We start from the raw sequence: 12,770 nt of genomic DNA on the forward strand, positions 1-12,770 counted from the left end.
GTGGCAGGAGGCGGGATGACCGTGGCGGGCGCCGTGCAGCGGCACATCCAGGAACTGGGCGGGGCGTTCATGTTCTCGCGCGAGGCCAGGGACTTCGGTCGCGCGACCGGCGTCGAGGGCTTCCTCGGCCCGTACTTCCGTGGGCGCTGCGGCGTCCTCGGCGAGGTCGACGCCGACGTGGTCGCCTCGGCGGCCGGATTCTTCCCTGTGGACGTCGTGCGGGCGTCATGGGAGTCGGTGCCCATGCCCGCCGCCGAGGCCGCCCAGGGCTATCTGGCGGCCTGCCAGGGCTTCGGCCGCCGCAAGCTCGCCGCGTTCGACAAGCCCGAGCGCCTCGCCGAGCTGCTGCTCGCGGTCGTGCAGAACGCCGACCCGATCGGCGCGCCCCTGTTCGGCGGCTGGCGCGCCCTGCCGCTGGACGACGACCCGCGCGGCCGGGTCATGCACCTCGTCCACGCGCTGCGCGAACTGCGCGGCGGCCTGCACTTCGTCGCGGTCAAGGCGGCCGGCCTGACGGCGCTCCAGGCCGTCCTCATCGGCGGCTCCCCGCTGAACTCCGGGCCCGACCAGGCGCGGCTGTTCGGCTGGCCCGAGCCGTTCGAGGACATCACCGACGAGCACCGCGCGCTGTGGCGCGAGGCCGAGGCCGTCACCGACAGGCTCGCCCAGCAGGCGTTCGACGGGCTCGACAAGGCCGAAGGTGAGGAACTCGCCGCTCTGCTCGCGCAGGCGCACGCCGTCGCGTTCACCCGTTAGGGGTTGTCCCTTACGGGCTCCCGAAGACATCGGGACCGCTGTCCCTTCGGGGCGGGATGTCCAGGACCGTACCTTCATATCCGTAAGGGGGTACGCGCCCCCCGGGTCGGGAGCCCCGGGACGCGAACCAGATGGGCCGGTGGTCATACTCTTGGCGGGGGACGACCACCGGCCCCCTTCGCGTTCACGGCCGCGTTCACGCACGGGTCCATGCGCGTCATGCCCAATCCCCCACCTCACCGCCGCTCGGATAGCTGAGCGTGCTATCTCACTTGCTCTGCGTTGTTGACGACGGGAGCGGTGGGTGCTCTTCCCCCTTGTACGGCGTGCGGGCGTCGCGCTCGCCCTCGCGGCGGCGGCCGCCAGCCTGGGGTACCTCCTGGCCGCGCTCAGCCTCGAACCGCGCGCGCGTCTTGAGGGCCGTCAGCCACAGCCGCCGCAGGCCGCGGTGGAGGCCGAGCTCGACGCGCTGAACCTCAACGACCGCACGCCCCTGCACGAGCGGTACCTGACGTGGGCGTCCGGCGCGGTCCGGGGCGACTTCGGCCGCACCCTCCAGGGGGCCTCGGTCTCCGCCGAGCTGCCCGGCAGACTCGCCACGAGCGTCGTCCTGCTGCTGCCCGGCACCGTCCTGGGGGCGCTCGCGGGGGTGGCGCTCGGCGCGTGGGCGGCGCTGGCCCGCGTGCCGGGACGGGTCTTCACCGCCGTGTCCCATGTGCTGCTTGCGACGCCGGTGTTCGTCATCGCGATCGCGCTCCAGCTCGCGGGGGAGCGGCTCAACGGCGTCACCGGGCTGCCGCTCGTGCGGTGGGTGGGCGACGGGGGCGACGGGTTGCTCAGCCGTCTCCAGCACCTCGTTCTGCCGACTCTGACGGTGGCGCTGGCTTACGTCGCCTTGTTCGGCCGCTACCAGCAGGCGCTCATGCGCGACGCGGCCGAGTCCGAGCATGTGCGGGCCGCGCGCGCACGGGGTCTCGGGCTCTACCGGGCGTACTTCGGCCACGGCTTGCGGACCGCGCTCGTTCCGACAACCACGTACTTCGCTTACAGCCTCGGATTCCTGCTGGTCGGCGCGGCGTATGTCGAGACGGCTTTCGGGCGGCAGGGGATGGGGGCTTGGCTGTTGGACTCGTTGCGCGCTTCCGACCCGCATCCTGTGGCGGCCTGCACGGCCGTCGCGGCACTCGCGGTACCTGCGGCCTCTCTCGCGGCTGCCGTGCTCCATCGCCTTTTGGACCCGATGGCGTCCCGGCAGCGGGAGGGCGTCCTGTGACCGGGCTGACGCACGCGCTGCGCGGCGCGAATCCGGGCGCTCGCCTACGCGGTGCGCTGCGGGGAGACAAGGCGGTCGTGGGAGGGCTGCTGGTCCTCGCCCTGCTGGCGCTCGCCGCGCTGGTGCGCGGCGGCGACGCGTGGCGGGCGATGGACCTGACCGCGCTGCACGAGGGGCCGTCGATGCGGCACTGGTTCGGCACGACCGGCACCGGCCGTGACGTCCTGGCCCTGACGATGCGCGGGCTGCGCTCGTCGCTGCTGCTCGGCCTGGCCGCCGGGCTCGCCGCGACGGCCGTCGCGGCGCTGGTCGGGGCGTTCGCGGGGCTCGTCGGGGGGCCCATGGACCGGCTCCTCATGGCGGGGACCGACCTGCTGCTCGTCCTGCCCGGGGTGCTCCTGGTGGCCGTGATCGCGCCGCAGGGGGCGTCGCGCGGGCACGTGGTGTTCCTGCTCGCGCTGCTGCTGTGGCCGCTCACCGCGCGCGCCGTCCGCGCCCAGACGCGGTCGCTGCGCGCCAGGGAGTTCGTGCTCGCCGCGTCCTACCTCGGCGCGTCGCGCGCCAGGATCGTGCTGCGGCACATCCTGCCGAACCTCGCAGGACTGCTGGCCGCCGACGCCGCCCTCAATGTCGGGATGGCGATCCTCGGCGAGAGCGGGCTGTCGTTCCTCGGCTTCGGGGTCGCCCCGCCCGACGTCTCCCTCGGCACGCTCATCGCCGAAGGAGCGCCCGTGGCGACGGTCCAGCCCTGGCTGTTCCTGCCGCCCGCCCTTGTCCTCGTCGCCCTCACCGCGGCGGTCAACCTCGTAGGCAACGGTCTGCATCGCGCGTTGGAGGACCGGTGAACCTACGGGTGCGGGATCTGCGGATCTCCTACGGGAACGCGCAGGTCGTCAAGGGGGTCGACTTCGAGGCGGCGGCGGGAGAGGTCGTCGCGTTGACGGGTCCTTCCGGGGCGGGGAAGTCCGCGATCGCGCTCGCGTTGCTGGGGCTGCTGCCGCGTGACGCGCGGGCGTCGGGCGAGATCCACGTCGCGGGGACGCCCGTGCACGGCCTTGACGACCGCGCCTGGTCGCGGCTGCGCGGCAGCCGGATCGCGCTCGTCATGCAGGACCCCCTGGCCGCCCTGACGCCGGTGCGCGGGGTCGGATCACAGCTCGCCGAGGCGGTCCGGGTGCACGCGGGGCGGGCGGGGGCGCGTGAGCGCGCGGCGCGGCTCCTGGAAATGGTCGGCATCCCGGCCGACAGGTACCGCGCCTACCCGGCCGAGCTCTCGGGCGGGATGCGCCAGCGCGTCCTCATCGCCATGGCCGTCGCGCACCGGCCCGCCGTGGTCGTCGCCGACGAGCCGACGGCCTCGCTCGACCCGGACGTACGCGAGCGGACCATGGACCTGTTGTGCGGCCTGTGCCGGGAGGCCGGTAGCGCGCTCCTGCTCATCTCTCACGATCCCGGACTCGTGGCACGCCGCGCAGACAGGGTGCTCGCGCTGCGCGAAGGGGTGCTCGGCGATCCGGCTCCCGTGCAGCACTCCGGCCTACGCCTGCGCGTACGGCCCACAGGCAACCCGGTGCTCTCGGTGTCCGGCCTCGGCTGCGTACTCGACGGCCGCAAGGTGCTCGACGGGGCGTCGCTGGAGGTGGGCGCGGGAGAGATCGTCGGGCTGTCGGGGGCGTCGGGCGCGGGCAAGACCACGCTCCTGCGCGAGGTGCTGCGGCTCGGGCCTCCGCAGGCCGGACGCATCGTCGTGTACGGCCGCGACACCCGCACGCTGCAGCCCGCCGCGCGCCGGGCGCTGCGGGCCAGGATGCAGCCGGTCTTCCAGGACCCCAGGGCGGCCCTCGACCCCGTCATGACGGTCGGGCAGAGCCTCGCCGAGCCGCTGCGCGTGCACGGCCGTCCGGCGGACGGCAGGGCCGCCGAGCTGCTGGCGCGCGTCGGGCTGCCCGCCGACCTGGCCGGACGCCGTCCCGGCGCGCTCTCGGGCGGACAGCGCCAAAGGGTGGCCATCGCCCGCGCGCTCGCACTCGACCCCGGCCTACTACTCCTGGACGAGCCCGTATCGGCCCTCGACGCACGCGCCAAAGCCGAGATCGTCGACCTCCTCAGCGAACTCCGCACCGCCCTCGACCTCGCCTGCCTCCTCGTCTCCCACGACGAAGACGTCCTCACCACCCTCGCCGACCGAACCCTCCTCCTCCGCAACGGAAAGATCCAGTGACCCCCAACGACCGCGCCGACCACACGCACCGACCGAACGTTCGTGCTACGCGGGTGGATTCAGCGACCCCGAGGGACCGCGCGGACCGACCGAACGTTCGTGCTACGCGGGTGGATTCAGCGACCCTGAGGGACCGCGCGGACCGACCGAACGTTCGTGCGGTGCCGGTGGAGGGTCGGGTGGCGCTGAGGGGCCGTGCTGCTCGTGTGCGGAGGGTGGGGGTTCGGGGGGTGCGGGCGGTGGTCGCGCTTGTGCTGGTTGGGGTGGGGGTGGTGGCTTGTACGGCGGGGACTTCCGGGACGCCGCCGGAACCTGCTGCTTCTGATCTTGCGCCGTTGGCGCGTCAGGAGGTGCGGGATGGCGGGGTGTTGCGCTGGCCGTTGCCGGTGTTCCCCACGCAGTGGAACCACCATCACGTCGCGGGGATGGAGGGGGCCACGGAGCTTGTTCTGCGGGCGGTTCTTCCGTTTCCGATGGTGGCCGACTCCTCGGGGCGCGTGACGCCCGACCGGGACTACCTGCTTGAGGCCCGCGTCATCAAGAAGTCGCCGCAGACGATCCGGTACCGGATGAACCCGCGCGCGCGCTGGTCGGACGGCAGGGCGATCGGGCTACGGGACTTCAAGGCGCAGGCCAAGGCGCTGTCGGGACGCGACCGCAGGTACAAGATCGCCTCCGACACCGGGTACGCCGACATATCCGAGGTGCGCAAAGGGAAGTCGCCGGGCGAGATCGTGGTGGAGTTCCGCAGGCCGTTCGCTGATTGGAAGGCCCTGTTCAGCCCGCTCTACCCGGCCTCCACAACGCGCGACCCCAAGGCGTTCGACCACGCTTGGGTGTCGGCCCTTCCGGTGACCGCAGGGCCCTTCCGTCCCAAAGAACTCGACGCGACCGCGGGCACGGTGACGGTCGAGCGCGACCCGTCATGGTGGGGCGCCCCCGCCAAGCTGGACGAGATCCGCTTCCGCGCGCTCGACTCCGCGGCCCGCGCCGGCGCGTTCGCCAATCACGAGATCGACCTCCTTGACGTCGGCGGGGACGTCGGGGCCTACCTGCGCGCGCGCGGGCTGCCCTGGGCGCGGGTGCGCCGCGCGGCGGGCGCGGACTGGCGGCACCTGACCCTCAACGCCGCACGGGGGCCGCTGGCCGACCCCGCCGTGCGCAGGGCGGTCCTGCTGGCGCTGGACCGCGACCTGCTCGCGCGCGCGGCCCTGGCGCGGCTCGACGCGCCGCCCCGCACGCTCGGCAGCCGCTTCTTCGTCGCGGGCCAGCCCGGCTACCGCGACCGCGCCCCGGCCCGCGACGTCGCCGAGGCGCGGCGGCTGCTGGGCGGTTCACGGCCCGCGCTGCGGTATCTGATCCCGGCGGGGAACACCGCATACCGGGAGGAGGCAGAACTCGTCCAGGAACTGCTCGGCGAGGCGGGGTTCGCGGTCGAACTGCGGCCCGTTCCGCAGAACGCGATGATCAGCCAGTACGTCGTGCGCGGCGACTTCGACCTCGTCGCGTTCTCCTGGCTCGGCGGCCCGTTCCCCGCCTCATGGATGACGTCGGTGTTCTCCTCCGACGGCGGCCAGAACTTCACCGGGGCGGGCGACCTCCAGGTCGACGCCCTGCTCGCCAAGGCGGGCCGTTCCCTCGACCCGGCCAAGAGCCGCAGACTGCTCGGCAAAGCCGACGCCCGGTTGTGGCGGCTCGCTACCGTCGTGCCCCTCTACCAGCGGCCTCAACTCGTCGCCGTGGACGCCCGCCTGGCGAACATAGGAGCGCCGGGCCTGGCCGACCTCGTGTACGAGGACATCGGGTTCCGCTGAGGGCGGGGTGAGGTACGGCGCGGCGTCAGGGCATGGGGATGAGACGCGCCTTGCGGTCCTTGATGAAGCGCACGTCCCAGACGTAGAGGCCGAGGTCGCTCGCGGCGAGTTCGTCGACCTCGTCGTCGGTGGTGATACGCACGAGGTACTCGGCGTGCGCAGGCATGTACTCGTCTACGCCGTCGCTGACGATGTCGGGGGATCCCTCCAGAGGGCCGAGCACCTCGGTGGAGTTGGGCGGCGTGCACATCGTCGTGGGCGCTCCCGGCTGCTCCATGCAGGCGGTGGCCTTCGACTTGGTCTTGGACACGAAGAGGTCGCCGGGGGTCTCCAGCGGGGCCTGGGCGTCGCCGGTGTTGGCGATCACGTACTCGGCGTACGCCCTACCGTTCTCGTCGCGTCCGGCGTCCACGGCGGCGATCGTGTAGCTGTTTCCCTCGGTGTCGGAGAGCGTCATCGGCTCGCCGGAGGCGGGGCTGGCGAGGCCCGTGGCCGCTGGGGCGACGGATACCGAGGACTTCTTACCGTCGTCGTCCTTGCCGGTCTCCCGGGCGATGTAAGCGCCCACGCCTACGGCGGCGACGGCGAGCAGCCCCGCGAGGGCGACGGTGGCCACCACCGCGCCCTTGCGGTTCTGCTTCTTGCGTCTGCTACCTGGAGAGCGGTGCGATCCAGACACGGAACGTCCAATCTGCGGGCTGGAGCACGGAGCCTAGCGCACGGTTGCGTTAGCAACGTGATGCCGGTGGGACACGAGGTGCGCCGGGCCGAGCCCGCGCAGCGACGCGTCGAGCACCTGCGCCGGGTGCGCCACCGCCATCGGCGCACCGCCCCTGGCCAGCGCGGCGGCGATCTGCGCGGTGCATCCGGGGTTCGCGGCGATCAGCAGTTCCGCCCGGGTCGCGGCGACCTGCTCGGCCTTACGGTCGCCGAGCTCCGCGGCGGCCTCCGGCTGGAAGAGGTTGTAGGTCCCAGCCGAGCCGCAGCACACGTCGGGGTCGGCGATCTCCCTTATCTCAAGGCCGGGGATGCCGCGCAGCAGCGCGCGGGGCTGGGCCCTGACGCCCTGGCCGTGTGCGAGGTGGCACGCGTCGTGGTAGGCGGCGGTCAGCTCGAGCGGGTGCCTTTCGGCCTGAGGGCCGAGCTCGGCGAGGAACTCGGTGAAGTCGCGCGTACGGGCCGACAAGGCGGCGGCTCTGTCCGCCCACTCGGGCTCGTCGGCGAAGAGCTGCGCGTACTCCTTCATGGCCGAGCCGCAGCCCGCCGAGTTGACCACGATCGTGTCGACCTGCTCGAACGCCTCGATCGTCGCGCGCGCGAACGCCTTGGCCTCGTCGGCGCGTCCCGAGTGCAGGGACAGCGCGCCGCAGCAGCCCTGGCCCTTGGGGATCACGACGTCGCAGCCCTCGAGGGCGAGGACGCGCGCCGTCGCCGAGTTGACCTGCGGGAAGAACTCCCGCTGCACGCATCCGGTGAGCATCCCGACCACCGCGCGCCGATCACCGCGCGCCGCGACCCGCTCGGGCAGCCGCGTCGCCCTGCCGAGCGGCGGGGCGAGCCGCTCCATCGCCGCCAGCGCGGGGCTGAGCCTGGCCAGGACGGGCTGGACGACCCTGCCGAGGCCGCTGGCCTGGTAGAGCCGCAGCGGGCCCCGTACGGCGCGCAGGCGGCGCGGATACGGGAACAGCGCGAAGACCGCCTCGCGCAGCGCCCGCTCGGAGCGGGTGCGCGGGTGGACGCGCTCGACCTCGGCCCGCGTTTCGTCGATCAGCCGGTCGTAGCGCACGCCCGACGGGCACGACGACACGCACGCCAGGCAGCCGAGGCACGCGTCGAAGTGGCCGGCCATCTCCGGGGTGAGCGGCGTGCCCTCGTGGTGCTGCGCCATGAGGTGGATACGGCCGCGTGGGGAGTCCATCTCCTCGCCCCACAGCACGTAGGTCGGACAGGTGGGCAGGCAGAACCCGCAGTGGACGCAGTCGCCGAGCAGTTCGCCGAACTCGTCGCTCATCTACAGACCTCCGAGGAAGCGGCCGGGGGACAGGCGGTGGCCTGGGTCGAACTGGTCCTTGACCCTGCGCATCAGGGGGAGCGCGGGGGACGGGCCCCACAGGTCGAGTGACCCGTGCAGCCTCGGGGGCGCGCTGCGGACGACCGTCGTCCAGCGGCGGCGCAGCCGGGCCACAAGATCGGGGGCGGAAGCGGCGAAGGTGCCTATGAACCACACGCCGCTGCCCGCCGAGCCGCGTATACGTGAGCCGCCCAACGCGAGCACTTCCGGGAGCTCGCTCGGCTTGGCCCTGACCTCGAGCAGGACCTCGGCCTCGGGGTAGCGGCCCCACCACTGGGGTTCCTCGGCGACGCGGGCCCCGCCGCCGAGCAGGCGGACGGCCTCCGCCGCGCGCGCCTCGGCGGCGCTTCCCTCGAACAAGGCGGCGACCGTGCTGTGCCGTCCGGCTCCGTCTACTTCTATGGCGCTCGGTACGAGCGGCGAATGCAGCAGCGCTAGGACGGCGCGCAGAGGGTCGGGCTCGACGGCCGTGACGAACACGCTCTGGTCGGGCACGGGGTGCAGCCGGAAGGAGGCCCGCACGATGAGGCCCAAGGTGCCGAACGACCCTGTGTAGAGCTTGCCGAGGTCGTACCCGGCCACGTTCTTCACGACCTTGCCGCCGGACTTGACGATCTCGCCGTCCGCGCGGATGACGGTGACGCCGATCAGCAGATCCCTCGGCGTCCCGTACAGCAGACGCCTCGGGCCCGCCGACGCCGTCGCAAGGACGCCGCCCACGGTCGAGTCCAGGGGGGAGTCCAAGGCGAGCTGCTGCCTTGCGGGTGCGAGAAGTTCTTGAAGACGGGCCACCGGGAGCCCCGCCTCCACGGTGACCACAAGGTCGCCCGCCGCGTGCTCGATCACCCGGTCGAGGGAACGCGTGTCCAGGAGCAGCCCGCAGGAGCGGGGCGCGTTACCCCAGTGCAGACGTGTCCCGTTGCCGCGCGGGACCACGGTGACGCCGTCGGCGTGCGCCTTGCGCATCGCCTCCGCGGCTTCTTCGACGGTCTCGGGGCGAACGACCCTTTCGGGGAGTATGCCGAGGATGTCCTCCCCGGGCTCGGCGGGGCGCGGGTCCGGCATCAGAACAGCTCTCCCTCTGGCTCGCCCCTCCGCACGCGGGGGATCTCTCCGCACAGGCGCGGCGTGGGGAACACCTTGCCCGGATTGCACAGGTTCGGCGGGTCGAACGCGCAGCGCACCCGCTGCATGGTGTCCAGGTCCGCCTCGGTGAACATGCGGGGCATGTAATTGGCCTTGTCCACGCCGACGCCGTGTTCGCCGGTGATCGAGCCGCCGGACGACACGCACAGGTCGAGGATCGCCCCCGACACGGTCTCCGCGCGTTCCTCCGCGCCGGGCTCGGCGTCGTCGAACAGGACGAGGGGGTGCAGGTTGCCGTCTCCGGCGTGGAACACGTTCGCGACCCTTACCCCGGACTCCTCCGACAGTCTGTCTATGGCCGCCAGAACACCCGGTAGGGCGGTGCGCGGAACGACGCCGTCCTGGACGATGTAAGCGGGGGAGATACGGCCGACGGCGGCGAACGCGGACTTGCGGCCCTTCCAGATGAGCGCCCTGTCGGCGTCGTCGCGGGCCACCCTCTGCTCGAAGGCGTCAAGGCACAGGGCCTTGACCTGCGCGAACTGGTGGGCGACCTCGACCTCGGGGCCGTCGAGCTCGACGATGAGGACCGCGCCCGCGCCCTCCGGGTAGCCGCATGCGACGGCGGCCTCGGCGGCCTCGATCGCGAGCGCGTCCATCATCTCGATCGCGGCGGGGACGATGCCCGCGCCGATGATCGCGCTGACCGCCGCGCCCGCCGTCTCGATCGACGGGAACGCCGCGAGCAGCGTCTGGACGGTCTGCGGGGTCCTGGTCAGCCGGACCGTGACCTTCGTGGTGATCCCCAGGGTGCCCTCGGCCCCGACGAACGCGCCGAGGAGGTCGTAGCCGGGGCCGTCGTCCAGCGTCACGATGTCCCCGTCGGGCGTGACGACCTCGCAGGCGAGCACGTGGTTGGCGGTGAACCCGTACTTCAGGCAGTGCGCGCCGCCGGAGTTCTCCGCGACGTTCCCGCCGATCGAGCAGATCTGCTGGCTCGAAGGGTCGGGCGCGTAGTAGTAGCCGTCCGGGCGGACCGCCTTGGACACGTCGAGGTTGATCACCCCCGGCTCGACCACCGCGCGCTGGTTGTCCAGGTCGATCTCCAGGATGCGCCGCATCCGCGACGTCACGATGAGGACGCCGTCGGTCCTGGGGAGCGCGCCCCCGGAAAGGCCCGTGCCGCTCCCGCGCGCGACGTACGGGACGCCGCGCGCGACACAGGCCCGGACGACGAGGGCGACCTCCTCGGCGGTCTCAGGGAGCACCACGAGCCCCGGAGACGCCCGGTGGACGGTCAGGCCGTCGCACTCGTAGGTGCGCAGGCGGACGGGGTCGTCGATGACGGAGTCCGGACCAAGCGCGCTCCGGAACTCCTCGGCAAGACCCAGCAACATCGGCGCTCCTTTACCGGACGCTTCCTACGTGGCCCGCCTACCCCGCAACCCCACCCCGCAGTCCCTTCGGGACCGCGGGGCACAGAAGGCGGCCTCCCCTACGCGACGGGAGACGCCCCCTCACAGGCTGTGGTGCAAGGGGACGCCTGGCCCCCGGGCCAAGGCATTCAGGGACGCTGGGGAGAGCGGGGGCTTCCCCGCTCTCCTACATGGGACTACAGGGAGAGGTGTCTCCCCCCCGGTCTTTTAGGACCGTCGGGAGAGGCGTCCTCTTGTTGACCCGGCTACCGGTGCTTCTTGCTCGCAGCGAGCGAGGTGTTACGGGAAGCGGATGTAGGCGGGGGTGGTGAGGAACTCGCTGTAGTCGTCGGCGAGGGTGACCTCCTTGAAGAGGGAGACAGCCTCGTTGTAGCGGTCGGAGTTGTAGGCGTCGCCCAGTTCCTCCTGGATCTTGGTGAGTTCCTCGTCGAGGAGGGAGGTGACCAGGTCGCGGGTGATGAGGGTGCCGTCGGGCAGCTTCACGCCGTTGTTGATCCACTGCCAGACCTGCGAGCGGGAGATCTCGGCGGTGGCCGCGTCCTCCATCAGGTTGTGGATCGCGACCGCGCCCGAGCCGTTCAGCCAGGCGGCGAGGTAGCGCAGCGCCACGTCGATGTTGTTGCGCAGGCCGGCCTCGGTGATCTCGCCGGGGGTCTTGTCGACCGACAGCAGGTCGCTCGCGGAGACCTTGACCTCCTCGCGCAGGCGGTCGCGCTGGTTCGGCTTGTCGCCCAGGACGCCGTCGAACACCTCGCGGCAGACCGCGACGAGGTCGGGGTGCGCGACCCAGGAGCCGTCGAAGCCGTCGCCGGCCTCGCGGGTCTTGTCGGCGCGGACCTTCTCGAACGCGACGCGGTTGACCTCCTCGTCCTTGCGGGACGGGATGAACGCGGCCATGCCGCCGATCGCGTGCGCGCCGCGCTTGTGGCAGGTGCGCACAAGCAGCTCGGTGTAAGCGCGCATGAACGGGGCCGTCATGGTGATCGCGTTGCGCTCGGGCAGGACGAACTGCGCGCCGCGCGAGCGGAACTTCTTGATGACCGAGAACAGGTAGTCCCAGCGGCCGGCGTTCAGGCCGGCGGAGTGGTCGCGCAGTTCGTAGAGGATCTCTTCCATCTCGAACGCGGCGGGGATCGTCTCGATAAGGACGGTCGCCCGGATCGTGCCGTAGGGGACGTCGAGGGCGTTCTCGGCGTAGGTGAAGACGTCGTTCCAGAGGCGGGCCTCCAGGTGCGACTCCATCTTCGGCAGGTAGAAGTACGGGCCCTTGCCCTTGGCGATCTGGCGCTTGCCGCTGTGGAAGAAGTACATGCCGAAGTCGAACAGCGAGCCCGACATCGTCTGGCCGTCGACGGTGACGTGCTTCTCGTCCATGTGCCAGCCGCGCGGGCGGGGGACGATGGTCGGGAGCTCGTCGTCGGGCTTGAGGGAGTAGGACTTGCCGGTGCGCTCGTCGGTGAAGTCGATCGTGCGGTCGAGGGCGTCGCGCAGGCTCAGCTGGCCCTCGATCATGTTGTCCCACAGCGGGGTGTTGGCGTCCTCGAAGTCGGCGAGCCACACCTTCGCGCCGGAGTTCAGCGCGTTGATCGTCATCTTGCGGTCGGTCGGGCCGGTGATCTCGACCCTGCGGTCCTCGAGGCCGGGCGCGGGCTCGGCGACGCGCCAAGTGTCGTCGGCGCGGATTCCGGCGGTCTCGGGCAGGAAGTCGAGCGTGCCGCCGTTGTTCAGCGCCTCCTGCCGCTCAGCGCGCTTGGCGAGCAGCTCAAGGCGGCGTCCCCCGAACTCGCGCTGGAGTGAGGCCACGAAATCAAGGGCCTCGGGGGTGAGGATCTCGTCGAATCGCTCGTTTCGGGTTCCGGTGACCTCGATGCCCATCTCGGGACCTTCCTGTCGTGATCTCGGGATGTCGGCTATCCCGTGCGGTGGATCGGCTCAGCGGGTTTTTCGCCTGGCGAAAAACTACTTCTGAGTAATGAAAAGACTAGCCGAAGCGTCGGCGGGGAGTCCAAGCCGGGTGCCCGCTCGACGCGTCACGCCGCCTTGTAGCCGGGGATGCGCGGGGGGATATTGAGGTGAGAACGTCGGCGTCGCGTGGCAGGCTGGGGAAGAACCC

General features: G+C 71.8%; 10 protein-coding genes. 5 read left to right on the top strand and 5 right to left on the bottom strand.

Annotated features, from left to right (window positions below; translation table 11 throughout):
- Positions 1-15 precede the first annotated feature (15 nt).
- From R9X44_RS27060 to R9X44_RS27080, 5 genes are all read left to right on the top strand, one after another.
- Positions 16-756 carry an SCO6745 family protein gene (locus R9X44_RS27060; protein ID WP_319817110.1) on the top strand — a complete coding sequence of 247 codons (741 nt, stop codon included), beginning with the start codon at positions 16-18 and terminating at the stop codon, positions 754-756.
- A 304-nt stretch (positions 757-1,060) separates the two neighbouring features.
- Positions 1,061-2,029, top strand: a complete 969-nt coding sequence (locus R9X44_RS27065; protein WP_319817111.1) for an ABC transporter permease — start codon at positions 1,061-1,063, stop codon at positions 2,027-2,029.
- The gene (locus tag R9X44_RS27070) at positions 2,026-2,874 is read left to right on the top strand and encodes an ABC transporter permease (RefSeq protein ID WP_319817112.1); all 849 of its coding nucleotides are present in this window, start codon (positions 2,026-2,028) and stop codon (positions 2,872-2,874) included. The genes R9X44_RS27065 and R9X44_RS27070 overlap by 4 nt, the downstream gene beginning before the upstream one ends.
- Positions 2,871-4,250, top strand: coding sequence for an ABC transporter ATP-binding protein (locus R9X44_RS27075; protein ID WP_319817113.1), 1,380 nt, complete (start codon positions 2,871-2,873; stop codon positions 4,248-4,250). Before R9X44_RS27070 ends, R9X44_RS27075 begins: the two co-directional genes overlap by 4 nt.
- A 497-nt stretch (positions 4,251-4,747) precedes the next feature.
- Positions 4,748-6,064, top strand: a complete 1,317-nt coding sequence (locus R9X44_RS27080) for an ABC transporter family substrate-binding protein (RefSeq protein WP_319817114.1) — start codon at positions 4,748-4,750, stop codon at positions 6,062-6,064.
- A 25-nt stretch (positions 6,065-6,089) separates the two neighbouring features.
- On the opposite strand, the gene R9X44_RS27085 is transcribed toward R9X44_RS27080, so the two are convergent.
- The 5 genes from R9X44_RS27085 to aceB form a co-directional block, all read right to left on the bottom strand.
- Positions 6,090-6,743: a hypothetical protein gene (locus R9X44_RS27085; protein ID WP_319817115.1), complete on the bottom strand. Its 654-nt coding sequence runs from the start codon at positions 6,741-6,743 to the stop codon at positions 6,090-6,092.
- Between the two features lie 33 nt (positions 6,744-6,776).
- A complete protein-coding gene (locus tag R9X44_RS27090; protein WP_319817116.1) occupies positions 6,777-8,075 on the bottom strand; it encodes a (Fe-S)-binding protein in 1,299 nt (432 codons plus the stop codon).
- On the bottom strand, positions 8,076-9,200 hold the full coding sequence (locus R9X44_RS27095) for an FAD-binding oxidoreductase (protein WP_319817117.1): 1,125 nt from the start codon (positions 9,198-9,200) through the stop codon (positions 8,076-8,078). It abuts the gene before it with no gap.
- On the bottom strand, positions 9,200-10,618 hold the full coding sequence (locus R9X44_RS27100) for an FAD-linked oxidase C-terminal domain-containing protein (protein WP_319817118.1): 1,419 nt from the start codon (positions 10,616-10,618) through the stop codon (positions 9,200-9,202). The genes R9X44_RS27095 and R9X44_RS27100 overlap by 1 nt, the downstream gene beginning before the upstream one ends.
- Before the next feature lie 318 nt (positions 10,619-10,936).
- Positions 10,937-12,532, bottom strand: a complete 1,596-nt coding sequence (aceB, locus tag R9X44_RS27105; protein WP_319817119.1) for a malate synthase A — start codon at positions 12,530-12,532, stop codon at positions 10,937-10,939.
- Between the last annotated feature and the right edge of the window lie 238 nt (positions 12,533-12,770).

This window comes from Actinocorallia sp. A-T 12471 (assembly GCF_033875155.1).
GTDB lineage: Bacteria > Actinomycetota > Actinomycetes > Streptosporangiales > Streptosporangiaceae > Actinocorallia.